The 16283-nt window shown below is 48.4% G+C and carries 22 protein-coding genes; 21 read left to right on the top strand and 1 reads right to left on the bottom strand.

All coding sequences use genetic code 11. The annotated features are described in order from the left end of the window. The first annotated feature begins 113 nt into the window (after window positions 1-113). The 6 genes from OXH00_21690 to OXH00_21665 all read left to right on the top strand — a co-directional run bounded on the left by OXH00_21690 (window position 114) and on the right by OXH00_21665 (window position 9749). Window positions 114-281, top strand: coding sequence for a hypothetical protein (locus OXH00_21690; protein ID MCY3743635.1), 168 nt, complete (start codon window positions 114-116; stop codon window positions 279-281). Between the two features lie 373 nt (window positions 282-654). Then, window positions 655-4890 (top strand): hypothetical protein, encoded by a 4236-nt coding sequence (locus OXH00_21685; GenBank protein ID MCY3743634.1) that lies wholly within the window; start codon window positions 655-657, stop codon window positions 4888-4890. Window positions 4891-5033: 143 nt separating this feature from the next. Beyond that, window positions 5034-7190 (top strand): ATP-dependent DNA helicase, encoded by a 2157-nt coding sequence (locus tag OXH00_21680; protein MCY3743633.1) that lies wholly within the window; start codon window positions 5034-5036, stop codon window positions 7188-7190. Window positions 7191-7484: 294 nt separating this feature from the next. Beyond that, on the top strand, window positions 7485-8378 hold the full coding sequence (locus OXH00_21675) for a hypothetical protein (GenBank protein ID MCY3743632.1): 894 nt from the start codon (window positions 7485-7487) through the stop codon (window positions 8376-8378). A 634-nt stretch (window positions 8379-9012) separates the two neighbouring features. Then, the gene (locus OXH00_21670) at window positions 9013-9489 is read left to right on the top strand and encodes a hypothetical protein (GenBank protein MCY3743631.1); all 477 of its coding nucleotides are present in this window, start codon (window positions 9013-9015) and stop codon (window positions 9487-9489) included. Window positions 9490-9563: 74 nt separating this feature from the next. Beyond that, entirely contained in the window at window positions 9564-9749 is a 186-nt protein-coding gene (locus OXH00_21665; protein ID MCY3743630.1) for a hypothetical protein, read from the top strand. A gap of 397 nt (window positions 9750-10146) precedes the next feature. Here the strand turns inward: OXH00_21665 and OXH00_21660 are convergent, their stop codons facing one another. Then, window positions 10147-10386, bottom strand: a complete 240-nt coding sequence (locus OXH00_21660) for a hypothetical protein (protein MCY3743629.1) — start codon at window positions 10384-10386, stop codon at window positions 10147-10149. Between the two features lie 229 nt (window positions 10387-10615). Here OXH00_21660 and OXH00_21655 point away from each other — a divergent pair, with 229 nt between their 5' ends. From OXH00_21655 to OXH00_21585, 15 genes are all read left to right on the top strand, one after another. Beyond that, complete coding sequence (locus OXH00_21655) at window positions 10616-10810, top strand: hypothetical protein (protein MCY3743628.1); 195 nt, start codon at window positions 10616-10618, stop codon at window positions 10808-10810. Window positions 10811-10873: 63 nt separating this feature from the next. After that, the gene (locus OXH00_21650) at window positions 10874-11062 is read left to right on the top strand and encodes a hypothetical protein (protein MCY3743627.1); all 189 of its coding nucleotides are present in this window, start codon (window positions 10874-10876) and stop codon (window positions 11060-11062) included. A gap of 58 nt (window positions 11063-11120) precedes the next feature. Next, window positions 11121-11414 carry a hypothetical protein gene (locus OXH00_21645; GenBank protein ID MCY3743626.1) on the top strand — a complete coding sequence of 98 codons (294 nt, stop codon included), beginning with the start codon at window positions 11121-11123 and terminating at the stop codon, window positions 11412-11414. 11 nt (window positions 11415-11425) lie between these two features. Further along, window positions 11426-11638, top strand: coding sequence for a hypothetical protein (locus tag OXH00_21640; protein MCY3743625.1), 213 nt, complete (start codon window positions 11426-11428; stop codon window positions 11636-11638). A gap of 39 nt (window positions 11639-11677) precedes the next feature. Beyond that, window positions 11678-12016, top strand: coding sequence for a hypothetical protein (locus OXH00_21635; GenBank protein MCY3743624.1), 339 nt, complete (start codon window positions 11678-11680; stop codon window positions 12014-12016). 13 nt (window positions 12017-12029) lie between these two features. Then, window positions 12030-12236 carry a hypothetical protein gene (locus OXH00_21630; protein MCY3743623.1) on the top strand — a complete coding sequence of 69 codons (207 nt, stop codon included), beginning with the start codon at window positions 12030-12032 and terminating at the stop codon, window positions 12234-12236. A 54-nt stretch (window positions 12237-12290) separates the two neighbouring features. Next, the gene (locus tag OXH00_21625) at window positions 12291-12854 is read left to right on the top strand and encodes a hypothetical protein (GenBank protein MCY3743622.1); all 564 of its coding nucleotides are present in this window, start codon (window positions 12291-12293) and stop codon (window positions 12852-12854) included. A gap of 38 nt (window positions 12855-12892) precedes the next feature. Further along, the gene (locus OXH00_21620; GenBank protein ID MCY3743621.1) at window positions 12893-13168 is read left to right on the top strand and encodes a hypothetical protein; all 276 of its coding nucleotides are present in this window, start codon (window positions 12893-12895) and stop codon (window positions 13166-13168) included. Between the two features lie 66 nt (window positions 13169-13234). After that, entirely contained in the window at window positions 13235-14278 is a 1044-nt protein-coding gene (locus OXH00_21615; protein MCY3743620.1) for a hypothetical protein, read from the top strand. Between the two features lie 53 nt (window positions 14279-14331). Beyond that, on the top strand, window positions 14332-14826 hold the full coding sequence (locus OXH00_21610) for a hypothetical protein (protein ID MCY3743619.1): 495 nt from the start codon (window positions 14332-14334) through the stop codon (window positions 14824-14826). Between the two features lie 14 nt (window positions 14827-14840). Further along, window positions 14841-15020 (top strand): hypothetical protein, encoded by a 180-nt coding sequence (locus OXH00_21605; GenBank protein ID MCY3743618.1) that lies wholly within the window; start codon window positions 14841-14843, stop codon window positions 15018-15020. A 16-nt stretch (window positions 15021-15036) separates the two neighbouring features. After that, a complete protein-coding gene (locus tag OXH00_21600; GenBank protein MCY3743617.1) occupies window positions 15037-15195 on the top strand; it encodes a hypothetical protein in 159 nt (52 codons plus the stop codon). Window positions 15196-15342: 147 nt separating this feature from the next. After that, entirely contained in the window at window positions 15343-15759 is a 417-nt protein-coding gene (locus OXH00_21595) for a hypothetical protein (GenBank protein ID MCY3743616.1), read from the top strand. Next, window positions 15725-16015 carry a hypothetical protein gene (locus OXH00_21590; GenBank protein MCY3743615.1) on the top strand — a complete coding sequence of 97 codons (291 nt, stop codon included), beginning with the start codon at window positions 15725-15727 and terminating at the stop codon, window positions 16013-16015. Before OXH00_21595 ends, OXH00_21590 begins: the two co-directional genes overlap by 35 nt. Then, window positions 16012-16272, top strand: coding sequence for a hypothetical protein (locus tag OXH00_21585; GenBank protein MCY3743614.1), 261 nt, complete (start codon window positions 16012-16014; stop codon window positions 16270-16272). The genes OXH00_21590 and OXH00_21585 overlap by 4 nt, the downstream gene beginning before the upstream one ends. The last annotated feature ends 11 nt before the right edge of the window (window positions 16273-16283 follow it).

Raw genomic sequence — 16283 nt, 5'->3', positions numbered from 1 at the left:
ACTCGGCGGTGTTGATTAGCAGATACCCTTTATGTTGCTAACGAGGCTAAAGCGTAGGGCTGGATTTCGTTTTTATTGCCAATGCTTTTCAAGCCTTGTTCTTGGAAATAGCGATGCGAGGGTACGACCTCGCAGTGCTACGCAATCCACAACAACCGGCGAGGCTTCCTTACGTACTCTGCTTGACACAAACGCATCACAACGCGTTTAATCCCACAAGAGCATCCCCTCAAGTCCAACCGCAACTGCGTCCGCTGCGTGCCGTTCGTGGTTGCCCCTAAAAATCATTTATAAATACAGAGCCATTCAATTGTCACACAACTCCGATTTTTCGTCCACCTCTCTTCCCAGTAGGAGCGAGCTGTGCTCGCGATCCCTCCGCGAAAATGCCTGAAAAAACCGAAAACTGAATGGCTCTGTTTATAAATATAAGTTGACTAAAAATATATAAATAAACTACAATAAAACAAGAAAAAACCGCTTCATAGCGGAAGCGGTTTAAAGTCAAACATTCTACTCTCGGAAAATGACCTATATCCCCTTAATAGGGTTATTGTCCCAATTCACTCTGTAGCATCTACCAAAACGCTACAGACACCCTAAATGGTGTTTAGTCGATAATCACACGACAAAGGTGACAAGGGGTATAATTATATGATACGACATTCTCAAAAAAATGACAACAAAAAAAATGTTGCCACTCTCCGTGAGAAAATCATCTCGCTTATCGCTAAACATGCGCGATACCCCCGCGACCTTTATGATGCCTGTGCGTGCGATAGCACGCTCACGCCTACCAAATTCCGTGACCTGCTCAATGAAATGCACCGCGACGGCGACATTCATATCAACACTGACAACCGCGTGATATTGCCCAAACCATCCCCTGAAACAAAGTCACCGCCCGCAGAACCGCCTGCCTCCCCAGTCAAAATTGAAAACAGCCCCGATGACACCCGAATTCACTTCCTCGTCAACCGATCACGCGTCCTGAAGGACCCGAAACAGAAAAAATATCTTGATAATCGCTACTACGCACATAAGAACTACAAACCTGAACAGATACCGCTCAATAGCGTCTGCGAGGAAACACTCCTAAAAGGCTACCAATTCGTTCCGGGTGAATTTATTGATAAAGACAACACCGGCATCCGCACGGCTGCAAACTGGAAATCTCAACAACTCTTTCTCGTCGAATTCGACGACACCGCCGAGAAAAGTCTTGACGAATTCATAGAGGCACACCCGTTTGTGAAAGAAAATGCATGGCTTGTTACCGAAAGCCTCCGGTCCCGATACGATGACCCTAATGACCCAAAATGCAACGGACAACTCCGCGTCCGAGCCGTGTTCTGCCTACCCGTGGCCGTCACGACCACTGATGAACGCCAATGGATTTATGACGCTTTGGAAAAAGAGATGCCCGACTGCGATGACGGCTCCGCCAACTCTATCACCAACGGCGGACTCGGCAAAGCTAACACCGAACACATCAAAATCGGAAAAATCGTTGATATAGACTGGTTAAACACCGTCATCGCGACTGGACGGCAGAAAAAAGCGGAAGCCGATAAAACCAAAGCACGCGCCGCAGAAGAACGAGAACGCAAAAAAGCCGAACGCGCCGCAAAGGGACATACCGAGCGCGCGGGCGAAATCCCACTTGACGCGTTGGCGAAATCTGATCCAAGTCTTTTTTTAGAGTCCCTGGGCTTATCTCTGAAATCTAAAAGCGAAAAATATCAACACTGGGGCAGAACCGAAAAACAAGGGGATACGGCTTTATCGGTCTGGCTATCGGATCACGGCAACTATCAAATCCGTGTTTTTGCCAACTCAATACCCGTACCACTGGCTGTCAATGGGGCAATGCCGTTCACCCGGTTTTACTGCTACCACGAACTCCAGACCGACACAGAAGGAATGCAACCCGACAGTCAACAATGGAAAGATCTCAACGCAGAACTCGCACGCCTTGGATATGGTACATGGCTATCCGATGAAGATTTTAAAGCCAAACATACCACACCCACGCAGACATCTATAAAGTCAAGCAACCATAACGAGAAACCTCAACCCGTCAGAACGCTACCGCCTGACCATCCGCTCCTGATCTCTGCCCCCGCCGTTGAAGTCCGTGAATCCCCGTCATTTCCTTATTTCTCGAAAGAGGGAAGGGATGTTGTCAGCAATGTGCTATTACTGGATCCTAACGCGGGATGGCACGGGCAAACACCTGTGTTCACGAACAAATATGAGTATCTGTACCCGCTTACAAACAAATTCGCACGCAACGGGCAACCGAGTGAAGTCGAAAAGCGGCGCGTCTGGTCTACGCTCTTTGGAAGTTGTGGCATTTGTGGTGCAGCCACGGCGCAATGGATTGACAGGTATCTGCTCACCGCGGGGCTGTATTGTGATGGCTGTCATAAAGATTATCATCTCGGCTCATATCTCGAAATCGAACTGAATCGCAAACTTCCGAACTCAATTGTAAGTGATTATCAAGGCTTTCTTGGCGACGATCCTGAATTTGCGGATTTTCGGCTCTGGCAACCCCGGACCCTGACGCATCTCGGTGCTGCGATGTCCACAGGTAAAACAACAGAAATAGATACACTCATGACCACTTTAGCAATTCAAGGACTTGGAAAAGGCATCATCGCTGTCCCGCAGGTCGCACTCGCTCGCTTCCTTGCGCACTATCTGCGTCGGAAACATGGGTACCGATCTTGGGGCTTATGGCACGAAGGGTGCCACAAATCGGAGAAGTTTATAGGGAACATAGGGGCAATTGTCTGTCTGCCGTCGCTACCACAAGCGGTTAGATATGCAAACGACGCGGGTGTGCAACACCTCTATATCGCGATTGACGAAGTAGATTTTGGCTACAATCTGCTATCGCTTTCCATAGAGCAAGCAACTGCCGTGAAAAAGTGCCTACGTGATGCTCTAAACACAACAGGATTGGTCGTCAGCGGTCAAACTGAGTCAACGTTGTCACTTGAAGCCCTTGCCGAAGAATTGGAATGCGAAGAAAGGCAAGGCTTTTACAATACTGCCCCCCCTGCCGACGGGCATGTTCTGATGCATAAGTACCCGAACATAGAAGGCAAAGCCAACGCCATTTTATGCGGTGTGATAGATGAAATTTCCGATGTCCTCTTCGCAGGATGTAACGCTTACGTCTTTTGTAGTTCCCGCCGCGATGGGGACATTATTGCCGATGTGTTTCAGTGTGAGAATCCTGTCATCTATAACGCCTACACGAAAGGCGACCCGCGCGCCGATGCCTTCTTAAGAAATCAGCGACTGACGGATTCACGGCTTTTTATAGGCACGTCCGCAGCCGGTATCGGTATCTCAATATTAGATCCCAACGCACGTACCATTATTGCCACTGGACTGAATTACGGTTCACTGGATGCGAGTATGCTCGCACAGGAAGATGTTAGAGACCGCGGACGCTGCGGTGTGTCGTACCACTATACCGAGTATAACCTGCCCCTCCCAATTCGACCGACCGAGAATGAAGAAGTCAGCATCTATCATGAGGCACTCAAGGCGGCTGCGTCGCCCGATGCCCATCTCCCTGATAACAGTATCCGAAAAATCGCACGCTCGCAGGCGTTGGCATCGTTAGCAGACACACAAATTGAGACGTTCATTTCGCATCATCTCGGCAGCGTCGGCAATATGCCCGTCTACAACACCTCTGCGCTGGTATGCGAACCTGAACGCATCGCTGTTATCGCTTCACGCCGGAGCGAAACTAGACGCGTAGAACGTGAAAAACGGATAACAACCGCAGTGGAACTCTTGAATCAACGCGATATTCTGACGACTTCAGGCATACGGAAGTTGAGCAATAAAGGTGCACTCTCACCAGAGATGCGACTCGCACATGAGACAGTGAATGCAGTGGTACAGGCGGTCGGATGGGACGATAAAACGGACTCCGTCAAAGATGTTCTCAACACGGAGACCCTCAATGTTGCTATCCGTCTCGCTGAAGAAAATATCAATGTCGATCAATTGACAAAACAGCGGCGCGGATACTTGGCTGCGAGTTTCCCGAAATGGACGGCTAACCAATTTAAATCGGAATTGGAAAAATCCGACGCACAATCGGTGATTGACGGCTTGGGCATAGAAATCACGGCGATACACGACGACAGGGTACTCGGGGAAATTCTGTCGGTTTTACTCAAATGTTTCATCGGCAAAGCGTTTGATACCGAATCACTCGCTGAAGCCGTCCGTGAGGTGTTGAAAATGACTTGCTCAACAGGGGATACTTTCTTAAACGAGATCACATCAGGAGCGTTAGGAGCAAGTGCTTACCGCAAAGCGCGTTTCCTACATATTGCTGGCGACGACAGGATTATGGACTGGATACGTGCGTTTCTTTCTCAATGGTATCCGGCACGCATCGCCAAAAATAAGGATACCTACGTACTCACGCATGCCGAGAATGTGGATTTACGGCTCGCAGCATTCTCACGATGGTTGATGCACCAGCCGAGCGTCCCCGACGGCACACAGATAGATTTAGACATCTTTGAACCGACAGAGCTGCCTGATCCGGACGCTGAACTGAAAAATGTGGCGCGCTCACGCCGAGAGGCAGGTGAAACTATCAAAGCCATCTCGGAAAGTCTGAGTCGCAATCGCAAGACAATCGCAAAATGGTGTGAAGGTATCAACCCTCTCACCCCCGTACAAAGAGACGTGCTGGAGCTGCTTAGCGACGGAAAAGTATGGAAAACATCAGATATTGTGGTGCATTCGCAATTTGTCCGCAGAAATGTTATGACGGCTCTCAAAAAACTATCAGATGCCGATAAAATACGCAAGATTAAAAGAGGGCTTTATCAGACACAAAAATGAGATTTAAAAAATAGTTTGTGATGCAAATGGGTAGTCAATTTTTAATTAAGTAACTCTTTAATTAAAAATTGGGTGGACATTTGCATCACAAACTCAAAAATCAAAATGTCAATTAAAAAGGATTAAAAAAGGAAAATAAACCCATGGGCAACTTCAAAAAAGATGTATTTGGCAGAGGGGGCATGCTTCACAGAGCGTTTGGCAATGCCTATGAAATCAGAGACGCACAGGTGAACATGTCTGTTGATGCTGCCAAAGCTGTGTTGAACCGTGATGTTTTACTCGCTGAAGGTGCGACCGGTGTCGGCAAATCATTTGCCTATCTCATCACTTCTGTTTCGCCAGCGATCCGTCAAGCACTTACCGAGCAAGAATGGGATGCCCCTATCGTCATCTCAACCAGCACAAAGATTTTACAAGACCAGATTTGGGAGAAAGACGTACCGGCGATCCTTGAAGCCACAGGACAGGATTTGAAGGTTGTCCTGGCGAAAGGACGCAACAACTATATCTCTACCCGCCGACTTCATGAGTTTGCGAAAGACGTTGAAAACCTAACAATCCAGTTTGCCACAGCTGATAGTGCTGCCCTCGCCAGCCGTATCGCCCCTAAATTGGTAGAGTGGATAACTCCCGATGCCGGTGAGTTTGCTGATTTTTCTCAACCGATACCCCATGAAATCCGTCTTGAAATCGAGTCAACCGACACGGATTGTCATGGCGAAGCGTGCCGGTTTTATGCCCAATGCCCCTATCAGAACGCCAAAGCCAAGCGGAAAACGGCTGATATTATCATTGTCAATCACGCCTTACTCGCACTGCACATCGCGTACCAGACGGTCTTACCGAGTGAATGTAATACGTTTATTATTGACGAGGCACACAAGTTTTATGATGTTGTCAGTTCTGTGTATGAAACAGAAATCACGCTCCGGCAGTTAGAGTGGTTTTTTAAAAACTTTCGGACGCGACTGCGGAAACTGCGCGACCTCGTGATGAATGATACCGGGAAGTTATCACACCTGATTCGCTTGTTGAACACTTTTGAGAAGCGGCGCGCAAAAGACGAGGATACCGCAAAGATTTTCTTTCAAAACGCATTCGCCGCGGTCCAAACTGCCACTGGGAAAACGGCTACATCAAAAGCGTCATCGCGTTTTGGGGCTGCTGTTTTGACCCCGAAACTTGACGCGACCGAGGTATCCAGCGTGCTTTCAGAATACGTCGCGGCGTGTAAATCGCTTTCAAAAGCGTTGGGTATCAAGTACGCCGACCTTGCTGATACCCCTGAAATCATTCCGATCTATTTGGCATTGGAGAGCCTCACACAGGCAAGCAAAGATATCGCCACGCGCGTGGAAGCCGTTGTCTCCGAGGATGACCCGCATTTGTGGTGCTATTGGTCTGAAATAGCGATAGCAAGCGGGAACGATAAAGAAATCCCCTACCGCTTGACGCTGAAACGCACGCCTATTGACATCACTGAGCAGATCGCACCGCTTTTCGACGCAGAAAACGCTGTCATCTTCACGAGCGCGACACTACAGGCGGCAGGGAGTTTCGCGCGGCTCCGAAATCAACTCGGATTAGACGCGACCGGAAAAGCAATCGTTGAACGGATTTATCCGTCGCCATTTCCGTTCCAAGAAAACGTTGAAATCCATCTTTTTGATGATGTGCTTTTAGATCGTCCGTCTCTGTCTGCTGGTCCCGATGCAAAAGAACGGTATTGGCAGGAGCAGTCGCGACTTGTTGAGTATTATGTGAGACTTCGCGACGGTCGCGCGTTGGTACTCTGTGCGAGCCATCAGCAGTTATATGAAATCTCTGAACGCCTTGAACCAGTTTTTCAGGACATGGACATCACAGTACTTCGCCAAATCGGTACGGATCACCTCCGCCAGACTTTCAGCACTTTCAAAGCCGATGAGAAGTCTGTTTTGTTTGGGGTTGCCTCCTGTTGGGAAGGACTTGACGCGCCGGGCAGCACCCTTGAAACTGTGATTATTCCGCAACTGCCATTCGTGCCCCCGCACCCTGTGTTAGACGCGCGCCGGGCGTTGCTACCGAACCCGGAAAAAGACTGGTTTCGTGAGATCAGTCTGCCGGATATGCTGTTCCAGTTGAAACAGGGCACAGGACGGCTTGTCCGTTCAATGACCGATCGCGGTGTGATCGCGATATTATCGCCTCGACCGCTCACAAAAGCCTATGGGCGTGAGATTCGCAAAGCGTTGCCACCCGGACGGCTTAAGAAAAACCCGGCGGACGCTTTAGGATTTTTAGACACCAAAACTTGACAAAAAAAGGGATCCGTGTAAAATTGTTAAGTATAATACTGTTGTGTGTTTAGAACGTGCCTCTGTGTGTTTAAAACGTGCCTCACGATATTGCGCAACCCCTCAACTCGGCTAAGCATAAAAAAAACTGGATATTTTCCGCTTGTGATCGCGGTGTTGTCCCGTATGACGCGCTGTCGTATCGTCGCGTATTTTGCTGTCTCCTTGTGCTTTCGCTTAGCGATGTCTTATTTTATAATAGTTTTGACAAGTGGTAAATCAGAATCAATAACCAATAGGTAGGTGGAAAAAATAATGAGAGTTGAAACAAAAACTCTGTATTTTCCAGAGATGCTTTCAGAAAAACAGTTTGAGTTACTTGCTGAACTTGTTGACGACCTCAACCCGTTTAAAGGCATAGACGAAGAATTGCTTCTCTCTCGTTTTTCTCAAGAAGATATTGAGAAAAATAAACGAAACTCATATCTTTTGGCGTTCTATCTTTTTGTCGGTTCATCGCACTTCGTACATCATTCCCCTGTCGCTGTAGACATCGCTAAAGCTCTAAACACGACTGTCGAAAATGTCAGAATTTTAGCGGAAACACCGGAGTGGGAGAAGGCTGTCCGATATTGGGGCTGGAAAGGTAGTATTCAACTTCAAAACAAACGAGAAAAAGGTCGCGTCCCTTTTCCGTTACAAGAAGTCTACTTACTCACACAAGCGTTTCAAAAGGAATGTGATGTCCGTCTGGTCACCTATGCAGGTATCATAGACGCACGTGTTAAGGACGTTTTCAAATATGACATCGTGCTGGAAGATAACACGAAAATTAAGAAGCACGATCTGATTTTAGCATTTCCAAAAGACCGTATGCCTTACCTTAAAGAAGGTATTAAACGCCGAAAAAGCATTGCAGATTTGGATTTGAAAGCGATTACTCACCCAAGTGAGAAACCTAAGCTTGATGCTGTTGCTCAACTGGGTTCGCTCGTTGAGTGTATCATGCGAAACGGATTGGTCGTCGTTGGGGAAAACGTTTGGATTTCTAAATACAACATCGTTCTGCGCGTCGGAGGTCGCAAAGGACACAGAGGCAAGATCATTCTCATTTACAAGCACGCTTTACACGAATTCCGAGTTCTAAAACAGGGGCAAAAGCGTGATAGTGATTATAGCGACGACTGGGACGATGAAGATGAGAACTAAACTTCATGAATCGTGCTGCTAATATTAGTAGGTTATCAAGTGTCTTTCAACATTACCGCTCTGTTCGGCTTCCCATATCTCTCCACCCGTAAGAAATCACGATGATTAACGCAAGAAAGCGATAAAATTCATTTTTTAGAATTTTTTAGCGTGAGCGTGAGAATACTTACGAATTCAAGTAAATTCATACAAAATCTAAGAACCGCAGTACTCGAGAGAGTCATCCCCAAAGTGAGGATATACGACCCCCTCCAAATACATTTGTGTTATGTGAATACATAAAAAAATGATATACTTATTTGCTAAATTGACGTAATTTTTCTTTTTAAATCGGTAAGAATGGGTGTCATATTGGCATTTTGATGAAAAACAGGTCATTTTTATGTGAAACCGCCCGCCTTCCTCATCGTTTTTTCTTTCAAGACTTCAGAAATTCAAACTTCATGCTGTCAAGTTTCAGAAGTTCAAATTTTAAGTAAGAAGTTTCATTTATGCAGTGCTATAGACACCTGTCAGCGTCGTCGCGATCCATCATTCTGGGCTGAAACAAACCCTCGCGGCCGCCGAAGCAGACGGCTCTGAACTTATTGTCTTTAATACACCGCCAAACGTCGAGGCGGAGGTCGTCAAGGCTGTGGAACTCTCGGATATCGTCGTGATCCCGACGCTACCGGTGCTGATCGAGATTCAGGCGTTACTGGTGACAGTGAACATTATTCGCGCAACGCATACATCGGCGAAAATCCTATTTAACCGTGTTGATCCCCGGACATCGCTACTCATCGAGGGCAAAAAAGCCATCCGGCATTACGAGTTGGAAGCTGTCTCGCGCTATATTGATCACCGCGTCGCCTTCCAACACGCCTACAACGGTGGATATAGCATTCAAGAATACGAACCGAAAGGCGTTGCCGCGCGCCATACGCGCGCCGTCTATCGCCATATCACACATCAATTGGGGGGAAAAAGTGAAACAGAAACCGAGTTTTGCCGATACCGAGTTAGAACCGGCTCCTATGGAAAAACAGACATCCGACGATCCGAGAGAGAAACATATCGGTGGTTATTTCGGGCGGGACATCTATATGCAACTGAAGATGCTCTCGCTTGAATATGATGTAAATGTCCGGGATCTGCTCGCCGAGGCTTTGAATTTACTGTTCCGTAAATACAAGAAGCCACCGATTGCGGAATAACGATGAACGCATTCTATCGCAGCGGCGCGGGCATCAAAATGCGCGCCGCAGACACGCCACGAACATAGTCAAATCAACGACGGATGTCAAATCCACTCGCTCGGCAAAATGCCACATTTTCGGACAAAATCGCTCTGATGCCTGCGACGATGAGGATGAAAGCCTAATTTTATGAATCATTGTAGCACCGCGGGCCTCAAAATCACCTATATTTCGCGCCGCAGACACGCAGAGGTCAACCCCACTTACATGGCACATCTGATCGCCAAAGCCTTGAATAAGCGACTAAGGTCTCAAAAATGCCTATTTTTCTCGTCATAGACACGCCAGAAACATAGTCAAATTAACAATAGCGGTCAAATCCACTTCCCCAGCAAACCTGATCGCCAAGCAGCGATGAACGCATTCTATCGCAGTGGTGTGGGTCTTAAATTCGCCTATATTGCTCGCCATAGACACGCCACGAACCCCCTAAAATCAACGATAGAGGTCAAATCCACTCACTCGGCAAAGTTGAAACATTTTTTCATAATTTTTTAATTTTTTGTTTTATTTTTTTTAGCAGACAAGTGTTAGTCCCCCCGCGCACGCCCGTTTTCCGCCGTCCGATGCTGCACGCCCATACCCCTCGCGATTTTCAGGAGTCCCTTTTCGTGCGCGTCGCGTTTTGTGCTGGTCGGAGCGTCCATTTTGGCAATTTTTCTGCCAAATGCTACAGAACCATGCTTTTGTAGCATTCCATCGCAGCCAAAAACGTCCCAAAATCGCACAATTGGACGCGTCCAGACACGCCATAAACCCAGTAAAATCAACGATGCACGCCTTACACGCCTACGCACGCACAAACACAGAAAACCCTTGACAAAAACCTGAAAATGTGGTATGATGTGGTAGAACCATGACAGGCGCGCGCTGTTAACGTGATGTGCGCGCAGAAACAAAAAACTAAATAGTGAACGATGGCACGTAACGCCAACGCTGGACGCTCCCGCGCGGAGCGTCTTTTTTTATGCCAACACAAAGAGAAAGGAAAAAACGCAGATGACTTATAAACGCATGTTATTTGGCGTTATTCTCGCTTCTGCGTGTCTTGCTTCGGCATTGACGGGCTACGGCTATGAGGTGTTGCCAAATGTGCGATTTCTCAGCGGTGAGAGTGCTTTATTGCTCGGTGGTGCTTCACTGGGGTGCATCGTGCTGTTTATTGTGGCTTACCACGTGGACAAGCGGAAATAATCAACGAGTTCGGGCGCGTCCTTCGGGGCGCGTCCTTTTCTATCAGATGGGAGGTGACAACACGTGCCTTTTATTCTCGATGGTGACAAGGTGTTCCAGTATGAAATTTATCGCGTCAAGGAGACAGGCGAATTCATAGTGGAACAGAAAACGCAAGCAAGAGCGATTTTTGAGCGACCGAAGCAAATCGGGACATTCAAGACCAGCGAGGCAGCACTTCAAGCGATGCGTGAGGCTTCCAAATTAGAATAATCAACGAGTTCGGGCGCGTCCTTCGGGGCGCGTCTCTTACTTTACGGAGGCATTGACGATGCCAGATTACACAATCAAAGACGACAGGACGGACGCAGACAAAGCCGTTACAATCGGGTTCGTAGTCGCCACTGATACCGCGTTATCCAGATGGGGCGGTGCGAAAGGTGGACGCTCAATTGTTGCGCGTCCCGTTCGCGACCGCGAGGAATATGATCGCGTCGTGGCGTTGTTTGAAGATAGAGACGACTTTAAACGGGTTCGCTATGCTTCAGGTTCGGCGTATAAGCCGAGACTTCACAGCGGCGACCACTTGCACATCTATGGGTTTGACACATTCAACTATCAATAAGGAGCGACAGCGTGAAATACAAACGGAATTGGGCGTGGGAATGCACTGCCGATGTGTTTTTCACAGACGGAACGGAGTGCAGAGCCGACGCGCAGACGAACAACAAGGGACGCTTGAATTGGATAAAGATTGACGGCAAACACCACAGCGTCACGGAGTCAACCCTTGACGCGTTAGGAATTCAGTCAATCCATTTCACGACACCTGCACAGGTTATCCGATAAACAACGAGGACGGGGCGCGGCGACGCGTCCCGCGACACTATGAAGGTAGAACGGGGCTTTATCCTACATGGCGAGCGATACGCCTTTGATACGGGTAAATGCAGCTATCAGAACGGATACGCACAAATCGACACGTCCCAAGATGCACCCTATTACGGCATCTGGACGAATCCAACGGACTTAATAATTGTCTCCTACTGCGAAGGCGATGTGACCACCGAGACCGCCGAGAACGTGGAGGAATACGTTAACGCCATTCACAAACTCAAGGCGTGGCACGAGGAAAACGGGCATCGGTTCATCGGGATTGACGCACTCGCAGATAAGGACTTGAAAGCACGCTTTACGGACATCGGACTTGCAGACTTACTGCACTAACGGAGATTTTCAGATGTCAGGTTTCACCTTTGAAAACACAATCCCCAAGCACTCACCGAACAGACAGGAAGCCGAAAGGCTATGGCGTGAGATATGCGAGGGCAAGAAGGACGGAACGCCATCAGTTGCATACATTGTCGCCAGATTGTTAGGCAGACGCAACACCGAATCAACCTTTATGAAGGCGTTACGAGAATGGCACGATTACGCAGTGAACTAACCCAACGGGGCGCGTCCTTCGGGGCGCGTCTCTCACTTTCAGGAGGCTTTGATTATGGGCAGCAGGAATTATATCGGACGGCTCCGCGAAGACAATCAAGTTGAATTCGTGTATTGCCACAAAGGGGCATACATGGAGGAAAACGGGAAGGCTTTACTGGAGCATTACACGGACACGGAAGCAGTCAAATCGCTAATAGCAGGCGGTGCAATGGCGAGTCTTGGGGCTGATGGTGTGCCTTTCTATGACGGGGACAAGGGCGAAAACGCCTTGACAATGCCGTTAGCAGCGTTTCAGGCATACGAGGATATAAGCATTGAAAGTCTGTTTTTGTTCAGTGGCGGCGCATGGCAGGTTAAAAGCGGTTGGCACATAGAATTCTGCAGCGGTAGACGCTGGCACAAACTCTCAGAGGTTGTCAAGCATCATAACAGCATCGCAGCACTCAAAGCAAAAAAGGCGAAACTACAGGACAAAGGGCGTGAGGTGCTACGGCTGATTGCCGACATTAGATTGGAAGTGGAATTCTTACAGGGCAACCTATTAACCGAAGCCGAAGATTATGAGGTTCAGGAATTGTTAAGGCGGTCGGATAAGTTGTTAAACGAGATAGGATAAACAACGGGCGCGTCCTACAAGGGCGCGCAAATCCCACAATGGCAAGCGATGGATACTGGAGGCGTGGGTTAAGTGCCAGCGGTTCTGGTGCAGGTATCTGTCGCGCAACTCACGGAGATTTTAGCATGCAAGAGGCAACCAGGCACGACTTCGCCAACGGCGACGCGGTCATCGCGATTGAAGGCGATATGGAAGTCACGGGCGTTGTCAGCGAGGTTTATGATGATGTGGTAGCAGTCGATTTTTTCAACGAGGAAGAAGGCATGATGGACAGCATGGAATTTCATGTGGATTTTGTCAAGCCGTATCTCTAAACGGAAAGGCGCGGGGCTGCAACCCGCGCCAATCCTTAAATGTCTAAACGACAAGGATATTCTAACATGAAGATTGAATTGGACGCAACGCGATTTGATGAAGGCGTAGGCGATTTTGACATCGGGCATGTGCTACGCGACAGCGAAGGCACAGAGATTAAGATTGTCAACTTCACGGGCTACGCTGAAATTGATGAGGACACAGGCGCGGAACACGAGACAATCAACGTGCATTTTGATGACGGCTCACAGATGGATTATGAGGACTTACAGCGTGCCGTTTTCAGTAAAGGCGAGTATGAACCGATTTCGCCAGACTGGTTCGTTGAGGCAGTCAAGGGAAACCTTCGTGGCGAGTTGCCAGAACAGGCGGAACAGCAACGACAGGTTTCCAAGCAGAAACGCGAAGCAAGGGGTATGCTTGCCGAGATGAAGGAACGCATACTCCCAAGCCGACCTGTTGAGGCTTACACGGATTCAGAGTTGATGGCGAAAATCACAGGTGCGCCGTTGGCAATCGCTGAAGATGTGATGGACTGCTACGAGGGGAATTTGATGCGAATGGCGAATTCGACAGCCAAGCAGTTTCAGAAAGTAACGGGCATCGGTGCGGTTAGGTCAGAGAAGATTATCGCGGCGTTTGAGTTAGGGAAACGCTTGGCATGTTTCCACGCCAAGAAGGATAAAATCACGGGTCCAAGTGATGTTGCCGAACTGCTGATGTCTAAACTTCGCTATCTCACGAAGGAAGTCGTTGTTGTGCTTGCTCTGGATACCAAAGGCGGTGTTACCAGCACAGGCAAGACGGGCGAAATCGCAACTGAATTGAAGTGGGGTAAGATGCTAAACGAGTCCCAAGTCTTTGAAGGCACGCTGAATGCCAGCGTTTTTCACCCACGCGAAATCTTTAGATTTGCGATTGAGGAATCCGCGAATTCCATTGTGCTTGTCCACAACCACCCATCGGGCGACCCTGAACCGAGCCAAGAGGACATCAGGGCGACCAAGCAGTTGATTGAGGCAGGTAACCAGATAGGCATCAAGGTTTTAGACCACATCGTTATCGGGGACGGGGTATTTAAGAGTCTCAAGGAAGAAGGTTTTATCTAACGACAACGGGCGCGTCCTACGGGGCGCGTCCTTCACTTTACGGAGATTTTATCATGGAAAAACGGACTTTTGAATGGGACGGGGATTTTGAAGCCTGCCGCGCCGAAGCGGACGCAGGCAAGTTTGACACGGAACTCGCAGAATTCGTTGGCAAAAGAATGTATCAGGCTTACCGACTTGAAAGACTGGTAGATAAACCGTTTAAAGTCGGCTGGTCAATCTGCACATCAGAAACCTTTGATATGTTATGGACGCAGAACAACAAGGTTAAACACCTCTCGGAACACGAAGCAAAGGTTTTATTTCTCGCTGCGTCCGATGTGTTTCATAAGTTGGAATTCGGGGGACGCACGGCACTTGAGAAACGCGAAGATTTGAAGGCGCGCATGTCTCGCTTGTGTGAGATGGTGGTTGAGATAACAAACGTTTCAGAGAAAGTCGTTGATTACGACTCTGACAAATATGAGAGTCGATGGGACAAGGTTAAGGAATTAGAAGAAGTCTATCAAACGCTCTTTTCCGAGACCCTACGGATATACGGCAGTTAGCGGGGGATTTTCAGATGGATTATGACCAGTTGCTTCAACTCCACGAAACCCTGTATCAGACGCTGGATTTTCTGAAGTATCATAGCGATTCGCCAGAAGAATTAGATGACAGGGTGCGGAAACAGATTGAAGTTGTGGAAGCCGAATTGCAGTCCCACAATCCAGAATTTGAAAGTGTTTTGCTTTACGTATAAGCAAGGAGTTATTTCAATGAAAATAGAACTTGAAATCACAGGGCTAAATCCTCACATGGAATCGCTCTTGATAGACAAAATCCTCACGTGCATTCTTGACGACTTTGGCGTGGATAAGGAGAACGTGCGGATAGATGGCAACGAAGTCCGACCTGATGATGATAACGATGAATAACCGAACAAGGCGCGTCAAGGAGGGGCGCGTCGGGGCAGGAGTAAAGGCTTTGAGAACCGAGTCGGAAAAGCAAGTCGGTTCTCTAAACAAACCGAGTCGGCACTTGTCCAACGAAGCCACCGACTCACAACCGATAAAGGAGAAAGCATGCAGAAGGTATCCATCAAACCCCAAGCCATGTCGCTTGAGCAAGCCACAACGCTGTTTGAATCGCTTGACTACACAGGCAGGCAGGAATTCTATCAATCGCTGTCCGATGACGAGCGGGACGCACTTTATACAAAGGCAACAGACAACTTGATTGCCCGTGTCCACTTGACAACGAAAAATCGGGTTGATGCCAAGCAGAACAGAGAACGCAACAGACGGCGCGGGTATATCGTCCCTGATGAATGCCACAGAGCCGAAAACGATTGTCTCTGGCGGTCGGCAGCGTGGTATGTGATTTTGGGGGATGTCTCGGCATCACTGCTGAACAATCTCTCGCACATGCGCGGGCATTTTGACGCACTACAGGAGGCAGAGCAGCATGAAACAAAGCAGGAAAATGCAGCGGGATTTTAGTTATGGCGGATACGCTATTCTCGCTGATGGTCGCAGGATACATGCTTGTGTTCAGGTTCAAGACTCAAAGATTTTCAAGGTCTCTATCCCGAAAAAAGAGAACGATGAGGGGGTCTATTTACATTCTCAAAGTCTCCAGTATGACCTGCGGAAAAAGCGGGACATCACCCGACTCAAAAAGAAGGGCATCATCGGTTTCAGTTATGAGACACCAACGGAAACATCGCTGACTTATCAGGAGGATGCGGAGGCATGAACGAGCAACTGCATCTATTTCCGTTGAATCGCGCCGAACTGGAGAAGGAACTCAAGGACCGCGAGGGGCTTTTTTGGCTCTTTATGGTGTATTTCCCGAAAGATGGGTTTTATCCACCAGACGCGACGCAGGAACAGCGCGAGAAGGCGGAAGCGAAAGGCAAAACGCCTATCCCACAACACCACTGGGACAAGGCTCTGAAGAACGCCAAACGGATTAACGAAATCCGCGAGACACTCAACACCATTGGCAAATAAACGGAGGTTCT

Source organism: Candidatus Poribacteria bacterium (assembly GCA_026706025.1).
Lineage (GTDB): Bacteria > Poribacteria > WGA-4E > WGA-4E > WGA-3G > WGA-3G.
This window is presented reverse-complemented; position numbering and strand designations above follow the sequence as displayed.